The 26,975-nt window shown below is 36.3% G+C and carries 23 protein-coding genes and 1 pseudogene; 5 read left to right on the top strand and 19 right to left on the bottom strand.

Translation table 11 applies throughout. The annotated features are described in order from the left end of the window. Positions 1–27 precede the first annotated feature (27 nt). The 15 genes from NC797_RS07800 to nikB form a co-directional block, all read right to left on the bottom strand. A complete protein-coding gene (locus NC797_RS07800; protein ID WP_272436214.1) occupies positions 28–795 on the bottom strand; it encodes a FadR/GntR family transcriptional regulator in 768 nt (255 codons plus the stop codon). A gap of 256 nt (positions 796–1,051) precedes the next feature. Next, on the bottom strand, positions 1,052–2,401 hold the full coding sequence (locus NC797_RS07805; RefSeq protein ID WP_272436215.1) for an aspartate aminotransferase family protein: 1,350 nt from the start codon (positions 2,399–2,401) through the stop codon (positions 1,052–1,054). A 15-nt stretch (positions 2,402–2,416) separates the two neighbouring features. Next, positions 2,417–3,880, bottom strand: a complete 1,464-nt coding sequence (locus NC797_RS07810) for a CoA-acylating methylmalonate-semialdehyde dehydrogenase (protein ID WP_272436216.1) — start codon at positions 3,878–3,880, stop codon at positions 2,417–2,419. 279 nt (positions 3,881–4,159) lie between these two features. Next, the gene (locus NC797_RS07815; protein WP_272436217.1) at positions 4,160–4,648 is read right to left on the bottom strand and encodes a hypothetical protein; all 489 of its coding nucleotides are present in this window, start codon (positions 4,646–4,648) and stop codon (positions 4,160–4,162) included. Between the two features lie 6 nt (positions 4,649–4,654). Further along, entirely contained in the window at positions 4,655–6,217 is a 1,563-nt protein-coding gene (locus NC797_RS07820; protein WP_272436218.1) for a sodium/proline symporter, read from the bottom strand. Between the two features lies 1 nt (position 6,218). Then, positions 6,219–6,365, bottom strand: coding sequence for a hypothetical protein (locus tag NC797_RS07825; RefSeq protein WP_272436219.1), 147 nt, complete (start codon positions 6,363–6,365; stop codon positions 6,219–6,221). 212 nt (positions 6,366–6,577) lie between these two features. Then, positions 6,578–8,158: a PucR family transcriptional regulator gene (locus NC797_RS07830; RefSeq protein WP_272436220.1), complete on the bottom strand. Its 1,581-nt coding sequence runs from the start codon at positions 8,156–8,158 to the stop codon at positions 6,578–6,580. Positions 8,159–8,383: 225 nt separating this feature from the next. Then, a complete protein-coding gene (locus NC797_RS07835; protein WP_272436221.1) occupies positions 8,384–8,914 on the bottom strand; it encodes a chromate transporter in 531 nt (176 codons plus the stop codon). Beyond that, on the bottom strand, positions 8,911–9,495 hold the full coding sequence (locus NC797_RS07840; RefSeq protein WP_272436222.1) for a chromate transporter: 585 nt from the start codon (positions 9,493–9,495) through the stop codon (positions 8,911–8,913). The genes NC797_RS07835 and NC797_RS07840 overlap by 4 nt, the downstream gene beginning before the upstream one ends. A 134-nt stretch (positions 9,496–9,629) precedes the next feature. After that, entirely contained in the window at positions 9,630–11,243 is a 1,614-nt protein-coding gene (gene ggt, locus NC797_RS07845; RefSeq protein ID WP_272436223.1) for a gamma-glutamyltransferase, read from the bottom strand. Positions 11,244–11,427: 184 nt separating this feature from the next. Continuing rightward, positions 11,428–12,399: an ABC transporter ATP-binding protein gene (locus NC797_RS07850; protein WP_272436224.1), complete on the bottom strand. Its 972-nt coding sequence runs from the start codon at positions 12,397–12,399 to the stop codon at positions 11,428–11,430. Next, on the bottom strand, positions 12,374–13,369 hold the full coding sequence (locus NC797_RS07855; protein ID WP_272436225.1) for an ABC transporter ATP-binding protein: 996 nt from the start codon (positions 13,367–13,369) through the stop codon (positions 12,374–12,376). Before NC797_RS07855 ends, NC797_RS07850 begins: the two co-directional genes overlap by 26 nt. A 7-nt stretch (positions 13,370–13,376) precedes the next feature. After that, the gene (locus tag NC797_RS07860) at positions 13,377–14,921 is read right to left on the bottom strand and encodes a glutathione ABC transporter substrate-binding protein (RefSeq protein WP_272436226.1); all 1,545 of its coding nucleotides are present in this window, start codon (positions 14,919–14,921) and stop codon (positions 13,377–13,379) included. Between the two features lie 53 nt (positions 14,922–14,974). Then, entirely contained in the window at positions 14,975–15,871 is an 897-nt protein-coding gene (locus NC797_RS07865; RefSeq protein ID WP_272436227.1) for an ABC transporter permease, read from the bottom strand. Between the two features lie 15 nt (positions 15,872–15,886). Continuing rightward, complete coding sequence (gene nikB / locus NC797_RS07870; protein WP_272436228.1) at positions 15,887–16,828, bottom strand: nickel ABC transporter permease; 942 nt, start codon at positions 16,826–16,828, stop codon at positions 15,887–15,889. A 312-nt stretch (positions 16,829–17,140) separates the two neighbouring features. Between nikB and NC797_RS07875 the strand changes: the two genes are divergently transcribed. Further along, positions 17,141–17,590 carry an Lrp/AsnC family transcriptional regulator gene (locus tag NC797_RS07875; protein ID WP_272436229.1) on the top strand — a complete coding sequence of 150 codons (450 nt, stop codon included), beginning with the start codon at positions 17,141–17,143 and terminating at the stop codon, positions 17,588–17,590. A 62-nt stretch (positions 17,591–17,652) separates the two neighbouring features. Here NC797_RS07875 and NC797_RS07880 read toward each other — a convergent pair whose 3' ends face one another. Next, on the bottom strand, positions 17,653–18,636 hold the full coding sequence (locus tag NC797_RS07880; protein WP_272436230.1) for a ring-cleaving dioxygenase: 984 nt from the start codon (positions 18,634–18,636) through the stop codon (positions 17,653–17,655). Beyond that, positions 18,626–18,757, bottom strand: a complete 132-nt coding sequence (locus NC797_RS07885) for a hypothetical protein (protein ID WP_272436231.1) — start codon at positions 18,755–18,757, stop codon at positions 18,626–18,628. The genes NC797_RS07880 and NC797_RS07885 overlap by 11 nt, the downstream gene beginning before the upstream one ends. A gap of 885 nt (positions 18,758–19,642) precedes the next feature. Here NC797_RS07885 and NC797_RS07890 point away from each other — a divergent pair. Continuing rightward, the gene (locus NC797_RS07890; protein WP_272436232.1) at positions 19,643–20,392 is read left to right on the top strand and encodes a hypothetical protein; all 750 of its coding nucleotides are present in this window, start codon (positions 19,643–19,645) and stop codon (positions 20,390–20,392) included. Positions 20,393–20,600: 208 nt separating this feature from the next. Here NC797_RS07890 and NC797_RS18515 read toward each other — a convergent pair. Further along, positions 20,601–21,658: pseudogene (locus NC797_RS18515) on the bottom strand (IS1634 family transposase); the annotation flags it as partial. A gap of 612 nt (positions 21,659–22,270) precedes the next feature. Then, entirely contained in the window at positions 22,271–22,807 is a 537-nt protein-coding gene (locus NC797_RS07900) for a flavoprotein (RefSeq protein ID WP_272436234.1), read from the bottom strand. A 260-nt stretch (positions 22,808–23,067) separates the two neighbouring features. On the opposite strand from NC797_RS07900, the gene NC797_RS07905 reads away from it, so the two are divergent. The 3 genes from NC797_RS07905 to NC797_RS07915 are packed head-to-tail and all read left to right on the top strand — an operon-like array spanning position 23,068 to position 26,882. After that, positions 23,068–24,240 (top strand): type III PLP-dependent enzyme domain-containing protein, encoded by a 1,173-nt coding sequence (locus tag NC797_RS07905; RefSeq protein WP_272436235.1) that lies wholly within the window; start codon positions 23,068–23,070, stop codon positions 24,238–24,240. Beyond that, entirely contained in the window at positions 24,197–25,651 is a 1,455-nt protein-coding gene (locus NC797_RS07910) for a hypothetical protein (RefSeq protein ID WP_272436236.1), read from the top strand. The genes NC797_RS07905 and NC797_RS07910 overlap by 44 nt, the downstream gene beginning before the upstream one ends. Continuing rightward, positions 25,635–26,882 (top strand): MFS transporter, encoded by a 1,248-nt coding sequence (locus tag NC797_RS07915; protein ID WP_272436237.1) that lies wholly within the window; start codon positions 25,635–25,637, stop codon positions 26,880–26,882. Before NC797_RS07910 ends, NC797_RS07915 begins: the two co-directional genes overlap by 17 nt. Positions 26,883–26,975 lie beyond the last annotated feature (93 nt).

The following is a 26,975-nucleotide window of genomic DNA, read 5'->3' on the forward strand; positions in this document are numbered from 1 at the left end:
AGTTTTCAAAAAATTTAAGCTGTCGCCTTAAAAAGCGCGGTAATTGCCGTTATTTCTTTCGTTTTCGGATTTGAATTCGGCTTTTGGGAGGTGGTTTATAAGCGTTTGTTCCACTGCCACTAGATGGGCTGTCATTAATTTCTCCGCCTTTTTTGCATCCCTCTGTTGGATCGCTTCAAATATTAACTTATGCTCCTGATGAATGCGCTTCAGCGTCGTTTGTTCTGAAAACAACCAAAGCCGTCTCGTTTCATACATAGCTTTAACGGTTGTATCAGAAACACGTTCCATTAAATCGATCAAAAAACGGTTATGGGAAGCTTTCGCGATCGACATATGAAAATCAAAATCGGCTTGTTCCCCTAATTCCCCATCTCCATTTGTTTGCTTCATCTTCTCAAGAGCATCCTCAATTAGTTGAATATCTGTTTCCTCTGCATGGAAGACAGCAGATGTAACACTACCGACTTCCAGGATTTTTCTAACTTCGAGTAGGTCGTGTATATCCTTCTCGTTCATTAATATAGTTGTATTCATTATCCCAGGAGATAATGCCTTTGAATCGTATTGGCGTACATATGTCCCTTCTCCTTGTCGCATTTCAACGAGTTCCATGGCTCTTAAGGCACTCAAAGCTTCTCTAACTGCTGATCGACCGACCTGGAAGTCTTCCGCTAATTGTTGAACCGAATTAAGTTTATCTCCAGGCTTAAGTACACCATTTTTTATCATCGTTAATAGTTCATCTGCAACTTCTTCATATATTTTTCGTGGTTTTATTTGTTTGTAAGACATGACAGACACCTCGTGTATGAGAATACTTTTAGTCTAGCGGATTGATTTGAACACGACAAGAGCTATTTCGTACTACCGATGAATTATTTGATAAATCGCCAAATGCAAAAGATCACTAGAGGATGTATTTGTTTTCTCTAGTGATCTACTATTTTACTTATAATTATTATGCATGCTCATAAAACAACGAACTAGCTTCTATACGCAAATCCATGCACTTCAGCAACTGCTTGATTGGTTACATACTCATTTAATTTCATAGTCTACTAATGGCTTCTTTAACTGTACGAACCATAAAAGTAAAATCATCATCCGTTATACAGAGCGGTGGACACAAAGTTAAAACGTTATTAAACCCTGCTACCGTTGCTCCGTTTTTTCCAATTATTAACCCATTACTTTTGCATTCTTCCATTACTTCTGTTAACAATTCGGGTTTAGCAGGGTTTTTACTTATTTTATCTTCCACAAGCTCAATACCCATTAATAGTCCTTTGCTACTTATTCTTCCAACCTTTGGATGGTTCTCTAAACCTGACATTTCTTTCGCTAATTTCCCTCCTAAATGAGCCGAGCGTTCGACGAGTTGTTCTTTTTCCAGTATCTCTAAGTTCTTTAAGGCAACAGCACAAGCTGCAGGACTACCACCAAATGTGTTAACATGCCTGAAATGAGCATATTCATCCTCTTTCTTAAACACTTCATATATATCGCGACGAACCGCAGTAACTGATAAGGGTTGATACGCACTTGTGATTCCTTTTGCCATCGTAATAATGTCAGGCTTTATTCCAAAATTCATGAAACCAAAGTTTTTTCCAGTTCGGCCAAAGCCTGAGATAACCTCGTCAATAATCAACAAAACTCCATGACGATCACAAATGTCCCTAACCTTCTGCAGGTGATTTTCTGGTGGAACAATTACGCCGCCACCTGTAATAATTGGTTCCATGATTATCCCCGCTACGGTTTCATTCATTTCCCAGGTAATAACCCGCTCAATCTCATCTGCATATGCCTTACCAATTTCCTCTTCTGATCCAGGATATGGGCTTCGATAAATATCTGGAGGTGATACATGAATAAAGCCTGGACTTAATGGTTCATATCGATACTTCCTTTCCGCTTGCCCAGTGGCAGCAAGTGACCCCATGGTGTTACCATGATAAGCGCGGTATCTTGAAATAAATTTATACCTGCTAGATGCTCCATTTTGTTGATGATATTGACGAGCTATTTTAAAAGCTACTTCATTTGCTTCTGAACCACTGTTTGAAAAAAAGTAGATATAGTCATCACCAAGCCAACTGTTTAACTTTTCTCCTAGTTTTATTGCAGGCACATGACTGTTAGAGAGAGGAAAATAAGGTAATGTTTTTAATTGTTCGTATGCTGCTTTCGCTAATTCTTCACGACCATACCCCACATTGACACACCAAAGTCCTGACATCCCATCCATATATTGATTTCCATCTATATCCGTAATCCATGCGCCCTCTGCTTCTGCTGCAATTAATGGCTGGGATTCTGGATTATACTTTCGTAAGGCATGCCAAATGTACTTTTCATCGTTTTCTACAAGCTCCTTTGAAGTTTTTACTGTCATTGGAAAACCTCCTTTTTAAAAGCGTGAAGTAATCATCTTTTTGCGCGTATAAAATTCAACACCATCTTTTCCATTAACATGTAGATCGCCATAAAACGAACTTTTGTTTCCTGAAAAAGGGAAAAATGCCATTGGGGCTGGAACACCTAGATTAATTCCTAACATACCTGCGTCAATCGTTTCACGAAAAGTTCGGATATGACCCCCATCTCTAGTAAATAAACAAGCACCGTTGGCAAAATCGGATTGATTTGAAATATTAATAGCTTCCTCTAACGTATTAGCTCGAACAACAGATAGGATAGGAGCAAATATTTCATCCTTCCAAATTTTCATATCTGGTGTCACATTGTCAAAAAGAGTTGGTCCTACAAAATACCCTTGATCATTGATTTCTTTATCCTTTCTTCCATCTCTTTTTAAGTCTGCACCTTCTTGAATCCCCGTTTCTATATAGGAGAAGGTTCTTTGCTTTTGCGTCTCTCGAATAACTGGTCCAAGGAATGATTCTTCCTCTAAACCATCACCTATTTTTATTTCGTTAGCCGCTTGGATAAGGCTTTCCACAAGACGCTCTCCAATCTCTCCCACCGCAACGACAACCGAGCAAGCCATACACCTTTCACCAGCAGAACCATAAGCTGCGTTAATAATTTGTTGAACAGTAGAATCCAAATCTGCATCTGGCATCACAATTGTGTGGTTTTTTGCACCCGCTAATGCCTGAACGCGCTTACCATAATGAGCAGCTGTCTTATAAATATACTCCGCAACCGGTTGTGATCCAACGAAGGAAATAGCTTTAACATCCTGATGCTCAAGCAGTCCATTCACTACATCATGGGCACCATGAACTACATTTAATACCCCATCAGGCAAGCCAGCTTCTTGGATTAATTCTGCTAGTTTATTCGCAAGTATTGGAGTTCGTTCAGAAGGCTTCAAAATAAATGTATTACCACACGCAATAGCTAGTGGGAACATCCAACATGGAACCATCATCGGAAAGTTAAATGGTGTGATACCGCCAACAACACCCACGGGGTAGCGGAACATTTCCGAATCAATATCAGATGCGATTGTTGATAAGGAATCCCCCATCATTAAACTTGGTGCACTAGTTGCGAATTCTACACATTCAATTCCACGTAATACTTCACCATAAGCCTCTTTGTAACTTTTTCCGTTCTCTTTAGTTACGATTTTCGCTAATTCCTCATGATTTTTTGTTAATAATTCATGATATTTAAAAAGGATCCTAGCACGTTTGGGGACGGGTGTATTTCCCCATGTTTTAAAAGTCTCCTTTGCAGAACGAACTGCTTGATCAACATCTTCTTTTGAAGAAATTGGGACACTAGCCAATGTTTCACCTGTTGCAGGATTTGGGACATCCTGAAAATTAGTGGTGTTTGCTTCTACCCAGTTACCGTTAATATAGTTTTTTATTACAATCGTTTCTTTGCTCGCAACTGTCATAAAACGAGTCCTCCTTATAATAGAGCGTGTTCAAAAAGTCGACAAATTAGAAGCAAGCAGGTCGAGGCGACGTAGTTTTGAGTAGCGCAGCGTATGCTTTTAATACGTGAGCAACGGAAAAACAAGCCAACGAAGAGATGCGCCGCTTATCATTTGGTGGCTTTTTGAACAACCTCTTATAGAAAATAAAAGTACTCTCCCTTACTTTTAAATAAGTATACCGCGGGACTTATAATGATTCATTAGACAAAAGGTCAATTTCTCCACGCTTTTAAAAGGTCATAATGAATGATATTTACCTGACTTCCCATCCACTGCCAAAGTAAATGTTCCTTTTTTATCATTACCCTGTACAATCCAATAAGGGCGATAAAACAGCTCTTGTCTTGTTAAGTTGATATTTGGCATTTTGAAAATTTTCATTTTTAATGAAATAGTGCGGAAGATGAAATGTTGAGCCTCCTTTTCTGCTTTTTCCGTATCTACTAAATCTTCAATGATGTCCATTTTTGATACTATAAACTTTTCAAATACAGGTTCGCTGTCAATTAGAGAACCCGATCCTGAAATTAAATCAATCGTACAAGCGACTAAACCATTAGAGGGGAAGATGAAACTTTTCTTATCTAAACCATATTCAAAAAAGTAATAGGGATAGTAAACTAGCCTTTTCACAGAGAAATTAACAGTAGGTTCTAGTTTACCAAGACGATTTATTATTTCTTCATTATTAAAATCAACTCTGTTTGCTTTAATTAATTGATTCATCTGCATTCATCCTTTAATCGGTTGATTAGCTTGAATGAACTTCGAAATGTTTCTTGCTTCTGGACTTAAGTCACGTGAAATATTTTTATCAATAGACCTCGGAATCCTGCGATCACCTTTGGATTTTTCAAAAGCGTCTTGAATTGGCTGAGAAGGTGCACTCCCAAATTTATTTCCAATTACCATACCCAAAATAGATATTACAAGTCCAGCTAAAAATGGATGTATTGCTGTTATGGTTTGAAGATCCATTGAAGTCCATAATATGTTTGTGGTACCTCCTCCAATCATCGCACAGAGAACTCCAATACTGTTTGACTTTTTTGAATAAACAGATGTTATATAGGGAACCATAAAGCTATTACCAAGAACACCAAATGCAAAAATAACAAGTGTAAATACTGATGGCGGCTGATAAATTGCAACGATCACCCCAATCACTCCCGCTGCTAAAATACATAACCTAGAAACAAGAACCATTTTGTTCTGACTAGCATTTTTGTCAATAAATCTTTGATAAATATCCCGTGATAAAATGGTTCCAGTTTGCATTAGTATGGAGTCAGATGTTGACATGATTGCAGCCATAACTGCAGACAGTAATATTGCTGCCATGATACCTGGGAAAAACTCATATGCTAATGTTGGGATAACCATCTCAGGATCTGACAGATTAGGAATTAAAACTATTGCCATTAAACCTAGTAAATAAGGCGCAAACACAAACAATTGATTCCAAGTTGCGGCGTACATTATTGCACTTTTTACTGTTTTTGTACTCTTCATTGACATATGCCGAACAACCACATGGGGAAGTCCCATATACCCAATAGAGTAAATTAGAACTGCACCTAGTACAACACCCCATTGACCGATATAAGCCAAATCCTTACCCCAAATACTTAAGTAACTTGCGTCCATTTGACCAAGTCGTTCGTTCAATCCAGAAAGTCCACCTAGTTTGCTAAATCCCAGTATTGCAATGCCAACAACACCGACCACCATAATAATACCTTGAATAAAATCAGTCCATACAACTGCTAAATAACCACCTGTTACTGTATAAGCAATAATAACCCCTACACCAATAATTAAAGCCCATGTATAAGGTAAACCAGTTAAACTTTCCAACGCTTTCCCCGATGCTATAAATTGGGCGAATACATAAGCAAAAAGAAATATAATCGAAATAACGGAACCAATGATTCGAACAGCACCACTCTCATATCTTTTTTCTAAGTATTCAATTGGAGAAAGTGCACCTAAAATCTCAGACATCCTTCTCATTCTTTTACCTAAAACGGATAGGTTGACGATAGCTCCTCCTGCATCACCTAATGCATACCAAAGTGCATACCACCCCTGTTGAAACGCAAGTGCAGGTCCACCCATAAACATGTAACCACTCATTGATGTACTTTGCATTGTAAGGGCAGTTACTGCGGGACCAACATTACGCCCACCGAGTAGATATTGATCAGCAGATTTTGAAGCTTTTCTTGAAAAATACAGCCCTACAAACAGAAGAGCTAGCAAATAGATAATAAATACAATTGCATCAGAGCTCACCTTAGTCCTCCCCCTTCTCTTTTTTCACTATTGTATCTTCCCAATGATCTTCCTTTTTTAATTTGAAGTACATATAAAGAGCCAATCCGAGCCATAGTATGGGCCAAGGAAGGAACGCCCATGCTGTTTCCATAGGTAAATTAAACATGCAATTACCCCCTTTACACTTTGTATACGCTTACAATTAATTTTAAACATTTTCACTGCAATAACATTAGATCCATTGTTTAGAATAAAATAAAAAATCTATACACAATGTAAAACATCTTTGGTGTATTAATAAATCAAAATGACTCCCCACTTTTACATTTGAGTCATTCTTTTGCTATAATAGTAAAAATCGGAGAAACTGCATTCCATTTAATTCTCTTGATGTAAAAAAGCATACGTATATACAGCTAATTCAATTACCAACCGTTTTTCTGGTTGCATAAAGTCCTCCCCTAATAATTCATATAATTTATTCAGTCTATGGTAAAGTGTCTGTCTAACTATAAATAATCTTGAAGCAGCTTCTTTTTTAGATCCGTTAACCTCAAGGAAAATTTTAAGAGTTTCAAACATTTGACTGTTATTATTCGCATCGAATTCAAGAATGGATCCTAAATAGTCACTAACTAAATTTTGCAAATTATTACTTTCATCTAGTAAGTAAAGATATCGATAAATATGTAAATCATCATAAAAGGAAATACTTTGCCTGCCTACCTTTTGGTTAATGCTAATAGTCTGTTCAGCCGTAATATAACTTTCTTTTAATTGGTCAACTTGATCAACCATTTTTCCAACACCGTAAACCGCCCTTTCAAAAATTTCATTTAAGAGTTTTGTGTTTCTTATTTGTGTAACTGCATCCTCTAATCGTTCTTTCCAATTACATTTATTTCTTTTGTTTACTAGGGCGAAAACTATTTGATTCCTTTCAAATAACAAGAGGGAGAAAAAACCCTTTTGTTCAAAAACTGAATTAAAAACCATAGAATAAAATGTAAAATCTAATTGATTATCTAATTTTTCTAATTGGCACATGCATACTATACAGCCATTTACATCTAAATTGGGATTTACTGCCGATAAATATCTATTAATCTCTTCTCTCGAATGTTCCCCATTTAACCATTTTTGGATCCAATCTACCTCTTGTTGCTTTCTTTTTTCTTCTATATATAGTGCACGTAATTGTTCCTGTGCCAATGCCGTAGCAGTTCTGTCTAATATAAGGGAATCAAATTCAGTCCACTCTTCATTAGAATTAATAACAACCAAGTCAGCAAATTTGTGTCCCATCGCTTTAATCGGCTGATTATTTATTTTTCTACCAGTATTAGCATTCTCGTTTTGAACACATTCCGTTATTTTGTCTTTTAAACTCATAATCTCTGAGTCTGAGACGTTAGGGTAAATATCTATTTCTCCTTCCACCCTTACATAGGCAACTTGTGAATTTATAAATTTCGAAAACAATCGTAAAATTTTATGAAAGCTGTCAGTAGACAATAATAGATGATTAAGTTTATTAGAGAAAGACTCTAAATCTGCCATCATTTTATAGTGTGTTTCCATGAGGAGGCCATTAAGATCTTGCGTAATATCAATAAATCTTACTTCACCTTGAAATACAATTAAAGGGAAGTCATTTGCTTCAGCAAGCTTAATCATTGATTGAGGAATGATGTTTATGTATGTACCTAATTCAACACATAGTCCTGATGCCTTTTTGTCAATCAATTGTTGTAAAAAAGATAAACCTGTATTGTTTTGGTCTTTCCAGCCAACACCTGTGGATAAAATTAATTCACTGCCACTTAACAACTTACCAATTTGAGTGACTTCCATGACATGCACCCACCGTATTTTGCTAGTAAGACCCTGTTGACCTGCTATCACTGTTGCACGCTTAAAATGTGGGCGATTGAGAATATCACTGACTTTTATTGGCACGATTTTACCTCCTTATCGTTAATTATTGTTATAATTATCATAACATTCACATTAGTAGAACGGACAAATAAAATTAGTGCCATCTTATTTTATTCAAAAATACACCTACAACAACGACTCCGCACATCAATAAGCACCTCAGTTCCTGTTATATAGTCTGAGGTCAGCAATCAATTATAACAAAAAATCCAGCCTGCCCACTGCAAACTGGATTTTTTCGTTTGATTAAGCTAAGAATACGGCTCCATACACTAAAGAACCTAAAATGACAAAGGCAGGGTGTATTTTAAACTTCTCCATTAATAGAAAACTGGCTACAATTAAAAAAGCTGTTTGCCAAATTCCTGCTCCTTCATAGGATGTATTGAAAAATCCTAGTGCCATTACACCAAGTAATACTGCGATGGTTGGGCGGATTAATGCTGTCATTTTTTTAACACGCGGTGAATCTTTAAATTTATAAAGTAAGGTAAGTAGCGTGACCATTAAAATAAGGGAAGGTGCAGCGATCGCAAATATGCCAATAATTGAGCCCAAAACTCCCCCTTGTTCATACCCGATATAGCCAGCCATTTTCGTTGCAATTGGACCTGGTAATGCGTTGGCCATTGCTAACATTTCACTAAAGTCATTCACTGTCATCCATTCATATCGACCAACAACCTCATTCTCTACTAACGGAATGGATGCAGGGCCTCCACCGTAACCGACAATGCCTGGAATGAAAAACGCTAAAAATATATCCCAATAGATCATGATGTCTGTCCCCTCTTCTCTGGTTCTTCCGTCACATCCGATTCCACTTTTTTATCCGGTTTCACTATGGCATAAATTAGCAGTGCAGCAATAAAGATACCCGGATGTAAACCAGCCCATTCTATTAGTAAAATAGAAGCAACGACTAGGATGGCAGTCGTTTTCCAACCCAAGCCTACTTGTGCTTTTTTTAGGAATTGATATGTTAACACTGCCAGCATGACACCGACAACCGGAACAACTGCATTCGTCATTCCGATTACCCACGGTTGATCACCCATGGACGATAGAAAAGAAAGTAATACGATCATAATAGCTATTGTAGGGATAATCGTTGCTAAAACAGCATTAATCATTCCGGTGAAACCTGAAACCCTGTATCCAATATATCCTGCCATTTTCGTAGCTATTGGACCTGGTAGTGAATTACCTAATGCAAGAATGTTGGCAAATTCCTCATCGTCCATCCATTTATATTTTTCAACTACCTCTTTTTGAACTAACGGGATCGAGGATGGACCACCACCATAACCTAACATACCAACTCGAAAAAACGCTAAAAATAGATGCCAGTGTGTCATTCTTCTTAAACCCTCCGAACTGTACAAAAGAAAGCCCGATCTCTTATGATAAATGCGCCCGAGCCTTCTTACTTCTTTTTATGAACATGTTGTAGACAACCGTGATGAACGCCCTCTAAACGGACGAATTCTCTCTAATAAGAAGCGATTGTGCCGTCCGTTCGAGCCTCTGTCCCACCATACAATGTACCATTTTCGTTGTCTCTCCAAATGATTTGACCTCTGCCAAAGGCACCTTTTTCTAATAACACCTGGATCTGGTGTCCCTTTCTCGCTAAGGACTCTGCAATATGGGTTGGAAATTCCGGTTCTACCATGATTTTTTTTCCTTCCATCCACTGCCATCTTGGCGCATCTAATGCAGCTTGAGGATTCAAATGGAAGTCAATTGTGTTCATCACTACTTGCAAGTGACCTTGTGGTTGCATGAACCCTCCCATTACACCAAATGGTCCAACAGGCTTATTATCTTTCGTTAAAAATCCTGGAATAATCGTATGGTAGGTTCTTTTACCTGCTTGAAGCGCGTTGTCGTGATGTGGGTCTAGCGAAAAATTATGTCCCCTATTTTGCAAGGCAATTCCTGTTCCAGGTACAACGATGCCAGACCCAAATCCCATATAATTACTTTGAATAAACGATACCATATTCCCTTCATTATCGGCCGTAGCTAAATATACAGTACCACCCTTTGGTGGAGTGCCTGGCTCAGGGGTCAATGCTTCTTCTCCAATGTTCGATCTCCGTTGTGCTGCATAGGAATCAGATAATAATGCTTCGACGGAGTGCGACATATCTTTTTTATCCGTAATAAATTGTTGGCCATCTGCAAACGCTAGTTTCATTGCTTCCATTTGTTTATGAAAAGTATCCACAGTATCCCTATTATCAAATGTATAACCTTTGACAATATTTAATGCCATTAATGCGACTAATCCTTGGCCATTTGGAGGGATCTCCCACACATCATATCCACGATAATTTACAGATATAGGATCCACCCACTCAGGTTGAAAGGAGGCTAAATCCTCTTTCGTAATGAATCCGTCATACTTTTTCGAGAAATCGGCAATCTTATCAGCAATTTCGCCCTGGTAAAAGGAGGTTGCTTTTGTCTCAGCTATCGAGCGTAGTGTGTCTGCATGATCTTGTGAACGCCAAACTTCTCCAATTTCTGGTGCTCTGCCTTTAGGGGCAAATGTTTCAAACCAATGTTTAAATTCCTCACCAGTGAACACTTCTTTGTATTTTTTATAGGCGTTTTTCCAAAACTTACCTAGAATAGGGGACACGGGATAGCCATTTTCTGCGTAGTCAATTGCCGGCTTTAACACATCCGTTAATGGCAATTTCCCAAAGCGATCTGATAGCTCTGCCCAAGCACCAGGTGCACCTGGAACGGTTACAGGTGTCCAGCCAAACATAGGAATTTCCTCATGTCCTTTTTCTTTCACCTTTTCAATTGAAATTGTCTTTGGTGCAGGACCACTACTATTCAACCCATGCAACTTACCCTTTGTCCACACTAATGCAAAGGCATCACCACCAATTCCGTTTGAGGTTGGCTCTACAACAGTTAGTGTGGCTGCTGTTGCAATTGCAGCATCAATAGCATTTCCGCCTTTTTTCAATATATCTAACCCAGCTTGAGCAGCAAGGGGTTGGGATGTCGCTACCATTCCTTTGTTCGCTACTGTTGTCATGCGTTGTGATGAATAGGGATAACTCAAATGGTCAAATCCTTCCATGCAAACAACTCCTTCCTTTAACAAAATTATAATGCGTGTTAAAAAAGTCAGCAAATTAGAAGCAAGCAGGTCGAGGCGGCGCAGTTTTGAGTATCGCAGCGTATGCTTTTAATACGTGAGAAACGGAAAAACAAGCCAACGAAGAGATGCGCCGCTTATCATTTGTGACTTTTTAACATCCTAATTATACTTCGTGACAAGCAACAAAATGCCCCTCTTCCATCTCACGCCACTCCGGTCTTACTTGACTACACTTTTCCGTTGCAATTGGACAACGAGTATGAAACGGACAACCGTTTGGATAATTTGCTGCATTCGGTAATTCTCCTTCTAACCTGACTCGCTCCTTTTTTCTACCTGGTACTGGTCGAGGAATCGCAGACAAAAGAGCTTTAGTGTAGGGATGGAGAGGGTTTTTATATAATTGAGTTGAACTAGCTAATTCTGCAGTTGCGCCCAAATACATGACCAGTACTCGATCACAAACATTACGTACTACCCCTAAATCATGGGAAATAAACAAATAGGTTAGCTGATGTGATTGTTGAAGCTTTTTTAATAATTTTATAATTTGTGCCTGGACAGATACATCAAGTGCTGAAACAGCTTCATCACATACAATAAAAGATGGATTTAACGCGATCGCTCGAGCAATACCAATCCGTTGACGTTGCCCACCACTAAATTCATGCGGGTATCGTTCATAATATTCTTCTTTAAGACCTACTTCTGTTAAAAGTTCCCGTACACGTTGTTGCCTCTCTTTTTTTGGAATATCTGTATGAATGATAAACGCCTCTTCTAACGCGTCACCAATTCGTTGACGAGGGTTCAACGTTGCATAGGGATCCTGAAAAATCATTTGCATTTCTTTTTTAAATTTTTTTAAGTTTTTTTCAGGTATTCCACTGATTTTTTCACCACGAAATGAAATCGTTCCTTCCGTTCGTTCTTCTAAACCTAGAATCGTTCTTCCAAAAGTAGACTTCCCACAACCAGACTCACCAACGACTCCCAAAGTTTCTCCTTCATACACCTCTATGCTAACATCTTCAACAGCCTTCACACTTCCGATTGTACGTTTCAAAATTCCACTCTTTACCGGAAAGTACTTTTTCAAATTTTTTACTTCAAGAAGGGTTTGCTGATTCGACATTGTTGTTCACCTCCTGTAACCAACATTTAGACTGGTGTGTTTCTCCAACAGAAAAAGCTGGTGGTGATTGTTCCCGACATTTATCTGTAGCAAATGGACAACGAGGATGGAAGCGACACCCGTCTATTTTCTCATTTAAGTTTGGCAGCGTTCCAGGAATGGCATCAAATGTTTTACTTTCTTCATCAATGTTTGGCACCGATGCGAGCAACCCTTTCGTATATGGATGTTGAGGATCATTAAAGATGTCTTCCACATTACCGATTTCAACTACTTCCCCCGCATACATTACCATGACCCTGTCCGCAATTTCTGCAACAACTCCCATGTCATGTGTAACAAATACAACGCCCATATCCATATCTCTTTTTAAATCATCGATCAGGTCTAATATTTCGGCTTGAATGGTTACGTCCAACGCTGTCGTTGGTTCATCTGCAATTAGTAAGGATGGTTTGCAGGCTAGTGCCATCGCAATCATCACACGTTGTCGCATTCCACCACTCAGTTCATGAGGAAATTGCTTTAATTTTTTCACAGGATCAGGTATGCCGACTTCCTCTAATAGTTCGACAGCCTTCCTGCTTGCCTCATTTTTCGTCATATTCCGATGAATCATTAACGGTTCACGCAATTGATAACCAATCGTAAACACCGGATTTAACGCAGTCATTGGTTCTTGAAAAATCATCGATATTTGATTTCCTCGTAAGCGCCGTAACTGATCTTCTGTTTTGGTTGTTAGTTCTTCATCATTGAATAAAATCGAACCACCTGTTATTGCACCATTAGAAGGAAGTAATCCCATAATGGATAAAGATGTAATACTTTTCCCACAACCAGATTCACCTACAACACAAAGTGTTTCCCCTTTGTTCACTGAAAAAGAAACTCCCCGAACAGCTGAGAGGTTGCCCTCAGCTGTTCGAAATTGAGTAACTAGATCATTAACTTGAAGTAACTGTTCCATATTAACCCTACTCCCTGCTAACATTATAAAGTGACCATGTACCTGTTGGATCCATTTCTAATCCTTTAACACTCTTATCATAAGCCGCTGATACTACACCATGATTCATCGGAATCCAGACAGCGTCCTTTATTGCAACCAAGTTAGCTTGATTGAGTTTTTCTAATCGAACTGATTGGTCTACTGAAGTACGAGATTCCTCTACTAGTTTATCAAACTCTGGGTTGTTGTATCTCATTCTATTAGAAGATCCAATGTTGTCTGAATGTAGATTTGGATAAAGCAGTTCACTACCATCAGCTGTACTATTTGTCCAACCCAAGAAAGTCATTTCAAAGTTACCTTGAGCCGTTGTATCTAAGAATGTTCCCCATTCCATTGATTCAATTTCAACATTTAGTCCTACGTTTGAAAGCTGCGCCTGTACAATTTCTGCCATTTTCATGTAGCTACCAGTATTAGCAGCTAATAAGGTGATTTTTTGATCTGCATAGCCATTATCTTTTAAAAGTTGTTTTGCTTTTTCAGGATCATATTCATAACCCGCATCTTTTGCTTCTTCTTTATAACCAAATACTTTTGGTCCGATAATACTGTCGTTTTGAATACCCAATCCTTTCAACTGATCCACATATTCACCTGTATTAACCGCATATGCTACAGCTTTACGGAATTCTAGGTCATTGAAAGGTTCTTTTTCCATATTAAATCCTAAATAGTAGACTGGGGTTCCCTCTCTTTTTTGAATCTCTACACTATCAATCGATTCTAAACGGGATAATTGTTCAGATGGTACACCATCGATAAAATCTACTTCCTGTGTTTCAAGCATAGAAACTGCAGTAGAGTACTCAGGAACGACCTTCATTGTTACTGTTTCAAGTGTTGGTTCACCTTGCCAGTAGTCTGGATTCTTTTTCAAAGTTACTCGATCACCTTGTACCCACTCTTCAAAAACAAATGGGCCTGTTCCAACAGGTTCACTATTTATGTCGCCCTCTTTATCAGCTGTAGGACTAACAATGGATGCATTTTGGTGGGACAATGCTGCTAACAATGGACCATACGGATATTTCGTTTTAATTACTACTGTGTATTCATCTTTCACTTCAACTGATTCAACTGGTTCTAATAGAGATGCCCTTGGTGCAGCACGTTCTGGATCTTTAAACTGATCAAAGGTATATTTAACAGCTTCCGCATTAAAGTCGGTACCATCTTGGAACTTAATATCTTCTTTTAATTTAATTTCCCACGTATTTTCATCAGGAGTTTCATAAGACTCCGCTAATAGTGGTTCTATTTCCATTGTTTCTGGGTTTCTAGTAAATAAAGTCTCATATATTTGGCCAATCATAGCAGTTGATACAGAATCGTTTGTATCAATTGGTGATAAACCAACTACATCAGATGTTGCAGCATAGGTTATATCTTGTTTAACGTCTTCAGATTCTCCATTATTTGAGCTAGAAGCGCCTCCACTACACCCAGCAACTACAACAATAGCGAACGTTAGTAGTGCAAACAATACTACTTTCATTTTCTTTTTCATTATCATATTCCTCCTATTAGTGCGAGTTTGAACAATCTCTATTATATTAAATATTAATTATCTACATTCATATTCGGATCTAATGCATCACGTAATCCATCACCAACAACATTAAAAGCAAAAACGACGAGCATTATTGCAATACCTGGAACGATCGTCATGTGTGGAGCTGACCACATAAAGTCTTGACCCGCGGCAATCATTGCTCCCCATTCAGGAGTAGGTGGCTGTGCACCAAGGCCTAGAAAGCTAAGCGCTGAGGTCGATAGTATAGATGTTGCCATTCTCATTGTTGCAAATACAATAATCGGCGCTGTACAGTTTGGCAAGATGTGTTTTAATATAATTCGGCGATCACTTGCCCCAAGCGATTTCATTGCTAAAACGTATTCTTGCTTTTTGACGGATAAAACACTTCCTCGGACAATTCTTGCACAACCTGGTATTGACCAAATACTAATGGCTATCACGACATTCACTAGACTTGTTCCTAGCATCGCGATGATTAGCATTGCTAGTAAAATACCTGGGAAAGCAAATAGTAAGTCAACAAATCGCATGATCAATCCATCTAATTTTTTGTAATAACCAGCCAGTAATCCAAGGGCTATACCCCCAATTAAACCAATAACAACAGAAGTCACACCTACAATCAAGGATAATCTAGCACCAAAGACTAACCTCGACCAGACATCCCGACCATAATTATCGGTACCTAGCCAGTGCCCTTCTGACCCAACACTTAATTCGGTTTCAGAAAGATTCTGTTCCAATGGATCATAGCCTACGATTGCTGGGGCCGACACTGCCATTAATAGTTGGATCAAAATAACGATTAAACCAAACAGAGCTAATTTGTTTTTTACTAAACGTCGAAATGTTTGAATAAATCGACTTTCCTTTTTCTTATCTTTTCCAATCTTTTTATCCGCAATTGCTTCAGAAGCCATTTCACCACCCTCCTTCTAATCGTAGCTAATCCTTGGATCAATAACAGAATAAATAATGTCCACAATTAAATTAACGACAACGAATAATGCTGCAACTAGTAAGACCGTGCCTTGTACCATCGGGAAATCCCTTGCGGCTATTGCATCAATCATCAGTCTTCCAACACCGTTAATAGCAAAAACCTGTTCTGTAATAATGGTTCCTCCCAATAAAGCGCCAAAATTCATGCCTATTACAGTGATAACAGGAATCATTGCATTTCGTAACGCATGAACCCAGATGACCGTTTTTTGTTTGACACCTTTGGCTTTTGCAGTTCGAATGTAATCCGCACGAATCACCTCAAGCATCGTTGATCGGCTCATTCTTGCAATCATTGCAGCAGAGGCCGTACCAAGAGTTATGGCAGGTAATATAAGCTGTTTCATTCCTTCTATCGTATAAAAAGGAGCGTTCAAGCCTCCAACCGGGAACCAACCAAGTGTAACGGAGAACAAAAGGATTAACATCGTTCCAAGCCAAAAGTTTGGAATAGATATCCCAGCTAAAGCAACAGTTGTACTGGATATGTCGAACCATGAATTTTGCTTTATTGCCGATATGATACCTGCAGAAACACCTAAAATAACTGCTACAACCATACTTGCAATTGCAAGATTTAAAGTGTTTGGAAATCTAGTAAATATGGCGTCTGAAACCGATTGATTTGTTTGAAAAGAGTAGCCTAGATTCCCTTGAACAACATTTTTCATATAATCAAAATATTGAACAAGAACAGGTTTGTTTAAGCCTAAGTCTTCCCGAATAGCGGCAATATCTGACTCACTTGCCGTTGGCCCACCGATGACAGAAGCTGGATCTCCAGGTGCGAGATACATTGACATAAATACAATGAAAGAAATCCCAATTAATAGTAAAACGAGTTGAAAAAAACGTCGAATGATTAAACCAATCATTAATACCCCTCCTTCCCATTCACAGCTACTTAACAAATGTTAATGTAATACCCTGTCTAACACCCCTCATAATTAAATAATGAGATACATAATATCCATTTGTTAATAAACAAATTGTTTTTACTTAACAAGTGGATTCGTATACTCTATGATTATAATGCAATATTCAGATAAAAGAAAGACTTTTTAACACATTTCAAGATATTGGTTCTATTCTCATTTTTCAGAAATTTTGTTGCGGATTTTGTACTATTTTAGTATAATTTCTTTTTATTAGGGGCTTGTATTGAATTTATGCGAGGAGTTTTAGATATGAAAATAGACGACACAGATAAAAAAATATTGGAATTACTTATTGCGGACGGAAGAATATCTTATACAGATATTGGGAAGAAATTAGACCTTTCTCGTGTATCTGTTCGTTCCCGTGTAAACCAATTGATGGAATGTGGTATAATTGAAAAATTTTCATGTGTTGTAGATAGTGAAAAGGTAGGGAAAAAAGTATCTGCTTTTTTTGAGGTGGATTGCGAACCAGGTAGCTTAGTGGAGGTAGCCGAAAACCTAGTTAATAACCCGTTTGTTGCAAGCTGCTATCAAATGACAGGCCCCAGCACATTACACATGCACGTACTAGTTGATGACTTTGTTCAATTAGAGAACTTTATAAATAATGAACTCTATGCATTAGAAGGTATTTCACGAGTGGAAAGCCACATCTTATTGCGCCGTTTCAAAAGCAGAAGTGGTCTTAAACTTTAAATGCATGTTTAAAGTAGCTCGTTGGAAAAGTAAAAAAGATGGGATTGGTGATCCCATCTCTCTTACTTTTCATTCGCTTCCTTTGTATCCAATGGTTTCAAACTTGCTTCAATTTGCTCTCTTTGGTCTTCAAAAAATGGTGGAAGTGCTAAGCTTTCACCTAAATGATTAACATCCTCATCTGTTGCAAATCCGGGTCCATCTGTTGCAAGTTCAAACAGTATGCCATTTGGCTCTCTAAAATAGAGGGATTGGAAATAGAATCGATCAACAAGACCTGAGTTCCCTATTCTGGCGGCTTTCAATTTTTTTGCCCATTCCGCCAATTCCTCCTGGTTTTCCACGCGAAACGCCACGTGATGGACGCTTCCTCTACCAGGTCGCTCTCGCGTGAGATCTAGTCTCTCTTCGACGTGGACCTCTGCACCCGTTCCACCTTCCCCAGTTTCATATACCTGGATGTCTGGTTGCCCTTCTATTGGGGATGGATAGCTCCATGCGTCCCGAAATCCTAGGAAATCCTTTAAAAAAGACACGGTAGTCTCTTTACTTTGAACTGTTAGTTTAACAGGACCTAGGCCTATAATACCCTTGTCTTGTGGAACTGGACTCTTAGCCCATGGCTTACCAGCCTTAACGCCACTATCCTTTTCATCTGAAACGAGTAATAGGCGTTGCCCTTCAAGATCCTGGAATGGCAAAACAGCTCTTCCATTTTGATCTTGAATACCGTCATGCTTTACGTTGTGATCCTCTAAACGCTGCACCCAATAACGAAGGGCTGCGTCGTCTGGAACACGCAAGGAAGTAAAAGAAATACTATTATTTCCCTCATACGTATGACCTGCACGCGGGATTTCAAAAAACGTCAAGTCCGTTCCAGGGTTACCTTTTTCATCTGCATAAAATAAGTGGTATACACTTGTATCATCTTGATTAACTGTCTTTTTAACAAGGCGCATTCCGAGTACCATCGTATAAAACGCATAATTGTTTTTTGCATTTGCCGTTATTGCAGAAACGTGATGAATCCCTTTAAGCTTCATCCTTTTTCCTCCTCGTTTTTGCCGTATCAATCATATGTGCACCAGGCTCAATGAATGCAATCCCTAGTGCAACATCAGAATCGTCTTCACGGCTTCGTGCTTCATCCACATAATGATGCAATACAGACCATTAACGACTAACAATATTGAATTAAATCATTTATCTTGAATTCAAGATAATAATAAAACATCTCTTGCTATTTGTCAAGAGAACGTGATCCTAACAGTTTGTTTTTGGTTTGTCGTCTATAACATTACCATAAATTTTATTATATCTTGATTTTTACATTCAATTTTGGGTGATGAACTATAACCATCAAAGAGACTGTTATACCAAGGATACTAAAGGTTGAACTATTAAGTTATGAATAATCCAGGATACAAGAAGGTCAATTTTTCCATTCTAGATGAATTGCTACTAACACCATTAAAGGGTAATGAAGCACGTGATTTATTGGAAAGGTATTTCTTACTTTAATAGTGGCTTGAAAAAGTAAGAATGGTCTCCGTTTCCGTTTGTCATGGGTGACTCATTTTCATGTCACTGATGGCACAAAAAAATGGCATAGCCAGCTCAATTAAATGGCAATATTCACACCTATTCGTTTATTATTGCAAAACAAAAACTTTCTTAAAGTTATAAATAGATTGTATTTGGGAAATACTAAAAAAAATTGCGTTTTGCTCTCCGCCAGCACCCCTCTTATTAGAGTGTAAATGGATATTAATCCAGATTTTTTCTAACCTGCATTCCCGAAATTTATAACGAGGATTAGTGGTAAAAGTCTTTATTTACAAGGTTTATAATGATTTTTCTTCATAATAACTAGTTATATATTTCTAATTTATAACGTGTGCAAGGTCCTTTGTTCTCAAGGGTTTTGAAGATCCTCGTTATACAATGGGAATCCAGGTTCTAACGTGCTTAAATAGACCAAAAAGGCTTGAGATATTCTTTTTTAGGGTTATCCCTTAATCAACACAATCCAAAGATAGGAGTTCTGAAATGAAAAATATTTACGCTTTTGAAGAGGAAGAAAGTTTTGAAAAGTTTAAGGATACGATAGAAAGTTTCAGTGAGCGATTAAAGAAGTACCAATTCATATTGGAAGAATACTATGCTTTAAATGATTTGCCCAAAGGTATCGTTTGGACATCAGAAGAATTAGCCACGAGAGTGTTTTCTGATATTCCATTACCAGCTTATACTAATGAAAATTTAATCTATATTACTCCTGATTTATCAGCCTGGAGGAAGTTATTTATTAAACAATTAGGTGATTTTAAACAATCGAAGATTGTAAATTTTTATAGAAATATTTCTGAGAATCACTTATTTACTATTTTAGCGCATGAACTTACCCATCATTCCGATTTATTTTTAGATGAATTCGATGATGATAGAGCAGATAGTATATGGTTTGAGGAAGGAATGTGTGACTATTTATCGAGGAAAATTACTTTAGGTGAAAAAGAGTTTAATGAAATTACAAATGTAGAGAAGAATTTAGTTAATTTTTTCAAAGACAAATATGGCAATCATTCTTTGGATAACTTCGGAAGTGAATCCTATTATGGTAGTTTATCTAGCATTATGTTTGATTACTGGCGTAGTTTCCTAACAGTGAAGTATTTAGTTGAAGTACGATCTAATAATGATATAAGGCAAGTTTTTGATGAATATCACAACTGGGATAATAAAGGTAGAAAAATTCCATTAACAGAGTATTTTAATTTAAATCTAAAAACACCTTAATTCGACTTCGGCATTGACTAGGCAAACAAAATCCCGAAAAGTAGCATAAGAACAGTGTTTTGCGGGATTTTAAGAAAAAAATGGTGTGTTACTATGATTTTGGCTGGATATCATAGACCTTTGGAGGAACCCCAGCGTCAAGTGCTGCAAGGATTTGATGCTCTTCATGGTTTTTTTAATATCTGAAAACCCGACTCAACCTCAATGACTGCTTGTAACCTAGTGCAATGTCTTCCACGGACAACGTGTCATCCAATGTACGAATGAGATATTTACTATCGTAACGCTCTACATCGCGAACGGCTTGTTTATTTAATTTCAACTAACAATCTTTTAACTGAGGGAGATAACGCCCAAACAACTTATGGGATCTAAGTGCTCAGACTGCTTTGGTGTGCTGTTTCTCAGGCAATTAACGAATACCTTCTAATTCCTGATTTAGTTGTTCGATGATCTGATCACACGTCCTATTTTCCAACCCACAAGATCATTTTTGATTTCTTCAACCACGGTCATATCCATGGTGTTGCCAGGCCACACCCAACATTTAATCGGGATGCCTTCACGGGTCACAGCCATGCCAATGACCACTTGAAGGAAGATCTGGACGCTTGTCCTTAGAAACAGCCTAGCTTTCGAAGATTTTCATCGTCTGGAGCCTCGGAAGGCTCTACCTTAAAATAAGAGGATGTTGTGTCAAAATAAATAAGATCGACCTCAAGATTCATAAGATCTGCGGTGGCGTAGTACACCTATTCTTCCAAAGTTTCTTTGACCTCCAGTAAAACATTCCATCGTCCGAATAAGTTGATGCGAAGAAACTTCCCTGAGACCAGAAATATCCACATCATCTTGAATCCAGTCTTCTATTGGCGCGATGACTCGTTGGGATAAGGGAACGATTGGAAACCATCGCAAAGATGAAACGTTCAATTTCTGTTTGATGATTCATATCTTTGAGTAGCTTTTGAATAATCTCATCCAGACCAAGCTTGGTCCAAATTTGATTTAAAATCCAAGCATCACCCAACCTTTTACTTGCTTTAAAAGAAAATCAGCTGTTACGCCAACCCCTTCTTTTGCTTTCAACGCTTCCTCTGGTTAAAGGAATCGAATGATACTATTGGCCAGTCGTTCTAGTGCAACGCGATCCATTTCATCTTCGCGCCCAAAAGAATAGGTCACCTTCGCTTTTGCATTTTTGGCCATCGAATCCCATTCATTATGAGCAAGTTGAAGATTGGCGACTTGGGACTTGGGTTCCATTTTTATTTATACGGGTTACTCATCTTAAGTACATACCTATATTATACTGTATAATACCATATCTCTGTAAAGGTGAGTTATCCACAAATGTGTGCCTATATAAATTTTGCATTTACTAGGTGTTCTGTGGATAAACTCCCGAAATAATCGGGTTTGTGGATAAATATGATTTTAAAATATGCCCATTACTGTCGAACTTGAGTTTAATTTTATAGTTATTTCGTTAAAGGTGACTTTAATTGATAATTGATAAAAATTAAGTATTGAATCAACATAACCACCAATTAAAAAAAACGAAATCTGCAACAATTTATGTCTTTATTATTTTGTAAATTCTCTTAAACGTGTTTCCAGTTCCACCGTTCGCTTTCCCAGGAGGTAGATGAGCTTCTTCTATTGGTATATATTTAGTTCTTGATATGAAAAGTATTGCGTAACCTCTCCTTCCCTATTACTAGAGCTGAAGCACATTTAGTGTTTGCTCTCTTCCTTATAACTGTAGACTGATGGCGCTTGCTACTATGACTTTTTAACCCAACTATTTTACATACCTACATGCGAACCCAATAAAGAAAAAAGGATAAAATATGTAAATTCTCCCTATGAGAAAATTTAAATCTGTGCTTTCTGTAGTATGTTAATAAGCTCTCTAGGAGATGGAAGAGCGCTATCTATTTCAACTATGGAATTATCATATGCTTCGACACCTTTTTTTCTTTTATTTATAAACTGATGTCCTTTGTCCTTAAGGTAATTCACATTATCTTGAACTACTTGATTATCCCACATTGTTTGATTCATATTTGGAGCAAATAATATTCTGCCTTGGTAGTTTAAAACTGCTGAAGATAATAAATCATCAGCTATTCCATTAGATATCTTGCCTAACATATTTGCACTGACAGGCATTATTATGAAATGATCACATTCTTTTCCTAGTTTAACATGATCAACACTAGTGGTGGTTGCGTTAAATAAACCTGTGTGTAGACTATTACAGTAATATTTTAAAGTTTCATACGCAATAAATCTCTTAGCGTTTTGAGTAAGTATAACATTTACCTCATATAATCTACTTAATAAAATTACATAGTTGTCTATATTGCTTGCTCCAATAGTTCCGCATACTCCTAATGTTATTTTTTTCATTTTTAAATCACCCTTTTTTGATTTACTTGATTTTTCGGAATTTTTATTCTACAATAATTACCATATCACAGGAAAGGGGTGAAATAAATGGAAAAAGAAAAAAACTTTGATGCAGAATTGATTCTGAACGAATTGTTAGCTGAGGATGATGAGTTTAGTTCAGTTGAACTCATGGTTGATAAGCCTTGCTAATACTCAAGAATAGCTGAGTGCATACTTGCGCTCAGCTACTCTGCAAAGAAAGTTGGTGATGATTTGCTATGTTAAAAGAAATATCAGAAATTCTTTCTGATAAAAAATTTAGAGAATCATTGTTCAGCATAGAAACCCCAGCGTATATCTATCATTTAGAGATATTAGAGTTTATTCTAAAAAAGTTAGAAGCGGATATGAAATCAATGAATAACCTTAAATTGTATTACGCAGTTAAGGCAAACTCAAACACAGAAATTATCCAATTTCTACATTCTTTTATTGATGGAGTAGATGTTGCTAGTATTTATGAATATAAACTTGCTAAAGAAATATTTGATGATAAGGAAATTTCAATCACAGGACCTAGTTTTACAAAATTTGAGATAGAAAAATTTTATAATAACAACAAAATCTTTGACTTTAATTCAATCTCACAACTAAAAGGCTGTAAAGACATTGTTTTTAATAAAACAATCGGTATAAGAATAAACATTCCCTATAACTATAAAAATAATGATATAGAAAGTAGATTCGGAATTTCTTTAACAAATAGTAATTTTTTTGAAATATTGGATAATTTAAATACCCAATTAGTAAGAGTACACCTACATAGTGGAGAGAAAAATCGGAATTATTTCAAGCATTTGAGAAATCAATTAAATATATTAAAAAAAAGAGGCTTACTTTCAAATATCCAAGAAGTAAATTTAGGTGGAGGATTATTAGATCTGATTTTGAAAGATAATATGCCCTGGCTCATTAAAGAGATAAAAGAAATTCAAAGAGATTTTTTCGAAGATAAAAAAATAAATTTTATAATTGAACCAGGGGGAGGGTTAATACATTTATGCGGAATTCTCATTACAAAAGTTATTAGCGCAGATTACTATGAGGACATAAATAATATTGTAGTGGATACATCCTCTTATAATTTGAATCATTGGTTTAAGCCTAAATTATTAACCCATACATCCAATAACCATAGTCGCGTTAAGACAAATATTTACGGAACAACTTGTTATGAAGGTGATTATTTTAGTCTTGAAAGAATTACGAAAAAATTAAGCATGAAAGACAAATTATTATTTTATCCGGTTGGAGCATATTCGAAAAGTAACCATACAAAATTGCATGGTTTTTCTTTTCCAAAAGAGTACTATTTTTCCAAAACAAATATCTACGAAGGTGATGAAGTTGCATCGTATATTAGTACAGCTAATGAAAGATTTGGTGAATAATCAAGAAGAAATACTTGAAAATCAACATGATGAATATATTGATCTAGTAGAAATCTCTAATAAATTGTTGGGTAAGTCGTATTCTAATAGTTTCTCTATTAACACTCGTAAGGATATTGATAGCTTAGTAAATAATGAAAAAACAATTGATAAATATATAGATTTTATTAGAGAAAAATGGCAAGAAAGGGTCTTTTACCATACTTACAAGTTTTATAAATCCCCAGAATATGGTCAGTTAAAGTGGACAATTGATGGTAGAAAAATAGATTTTGAATATGAACGTACCCTAAATCCACTAGAATTAGAAGAAAAAATACATAAATCATACGAGGATTATGAGGGTTTCTCTATATTATTCTCCAACGGTATGTCTTCCTTAAAAGCCGTTTTCTCTGTTATTACAAAATTACTTGGGCATAAATCAGACGAGATTAAAGGCCTTTCAATGTTCGGTTATTTTGAATCAATATCATTATCGTTGGAATATCGCAAGTTTCTAGATATGGACTATATAATAAATGAAGATGATTATTCTAAATATGATATTGAAAAGTACGATTTTTTTATTATAGAACCGGTTCGCACGACATTTTACCTTAATATAACTAATATAGAAAAATTTCTTATTGATTTGTCTAATTTCAACGACAATAGTTTAAAAATGGTCGTATTTGATTCTAGCTTGCTTGGAGAATATTTTAATATCTTCGCTATTCTTGATAAACTAAAACGCAAAAAAAATCTTATTATTATTAATATTAGATCTGGTTTAAAATTGGATCAACAAGGAATGGAGTTCAGTAATTGTGGCTTAGCTAATATTTATATAGAGAAAAGTTCTTCGAAAATAAAAGATTACATTCAAAAATATATGATTAAATATAGGAAAATTACAGGAACAGGATTATCTTTTAATGAAGTATGTCTATTAGATAATGATGTTTGTTTTACCGACAAAAGTTATGCGGAAAAGATCTTAAATAACAATCGGGACTTTTGTGAGCGCCTTATAAAAACAAAGAAAGGAACAGTATCCGAAATTATCTACCCATATAATAGACAAAGAAATGACATATATAAAACACCTTATCTATTTTTAAAATTAACTAAAGATAATAGAGAAGAGTACGAGAAGTTATTTTCCATAATAAAATCTTCTTTGGAACATTTCAACCTTAATTTAATATCAAGGAACAGCTTTGGATTTCGAAATATAACATTAGAATATTTTATGAATTTGGAAGATAATTCTTTGGTGTTTAAGTTTGCTGTAGGAAAATTAAAAGGGATTAAATATTATATAATTTTGCTATTACTAAATAATATATTATCAACTAATCAGATAGAATTTGATAGATTATATACTGATTTAGTGAGCTTGGAGGATAAAAATGAGTTTGAGAAGTAACAAAAATTTTAAGTCAGTCTTTGCTTTGGGGTTATTTACTAATATTGGAGATAGTTTGTTTTTTATTGTAACAATGTGGTATATAGCCAATAATTCTAGTATTTCATTATATGCAGGAATAGCAGTATTTTTGTTTACATTACCAGAGACCTTGCTAATTTTTTTAGGGCCTTTTATTGATAGGTTGAATCCTAAAATAATATTAATTGTATCCACTTCTGGACAAATTATCGTGCACATAATTATCGTTTTATTATTTTTAACAGGTTTGGTTACTATACCAATTTTACTAATATCATTATTACTATCCGCCTTCTTTTCTTCTATCACCTATCCAGTTGAAGAAACAATCCTTCCTCAAATTGTTGAAAATGATGATCTTGTGAAGGCAAATTCATTTTTTAGCGTAGCGTATAAGTTATCAGATTCATTATTTGATGGTATAGCAGGCATACTGTTGGTTGTAGGTACGGCATCTCTACTATATGAAATTAATCTGTTAATTTTTGTTTTACCTTTAATCATGCTTAAATTTTTGAAATTTAATTTGCAGACAGAGAATCCAGAAAAATTTAATATAAAATCTTATAAAAAAGACTTAAAAGAAGGTTTATCATTCATTTTGCATTCTAAGATTAAGTTAATGTTAATTCCCTTGGCTTTTCTTAATTTTTTTACAGCAATAAATATAGTAGCATTACCTTATTTTGCAAATGAATTATCTGATTCCCCCGCAACATATGGATTTCTGCTAGGTTTTAGTGGAGCAGGTAGTATGTTGGGTGCAATTATTGTGAATAAGATAGAAAAACGTTTACTTCCAGGAAAGATATTAGCTTTTGGATTATTATTTAATGGACTTATGTGGTTCTTTATGATAATAAGTACGGTTCCTTACCTGGCGTATCTCTTTATATTTTTAGCAAACTTCTGTATGGGTGGATACAATATAATATTTGCATCCTTATTCCAAGTAATGACTCCATCTAATCTATTGGGAAGGATTAATACCTGTGTTGACTCCGTTATAACAGTAGCTATGCCAATAGGTGCATTATTAGGAGGAATATTGATAGAGATATTATCTCTCAAAATAGTTATGTCATTAAATGCGATTGCTCTAGTAATAACAGGCATTATATATTTCTCAAATAAGACTGTTTATAACCTCAAAAAAATTGAAACGATAAATCCAGTTAACACTGATGGTCACTTAAAAGCTACTAGGTAAGAAAATAGGACAAAAAAGCAAAAACAAACAACTATAATTATGCAACATCATTAGGGATAGATTTTAACATATTTTACATAGACTATCCCTCCT

The sequence above is a fragment of the Terrihalobacillus insolitus genome (assembly GCF_028416575.1).
GTDB lineage: Bacteria > Bacillota > Bacilli > Bacillales > Amphibacillaceae > Terrihalobacillus > Terrihalobacillus insolitus.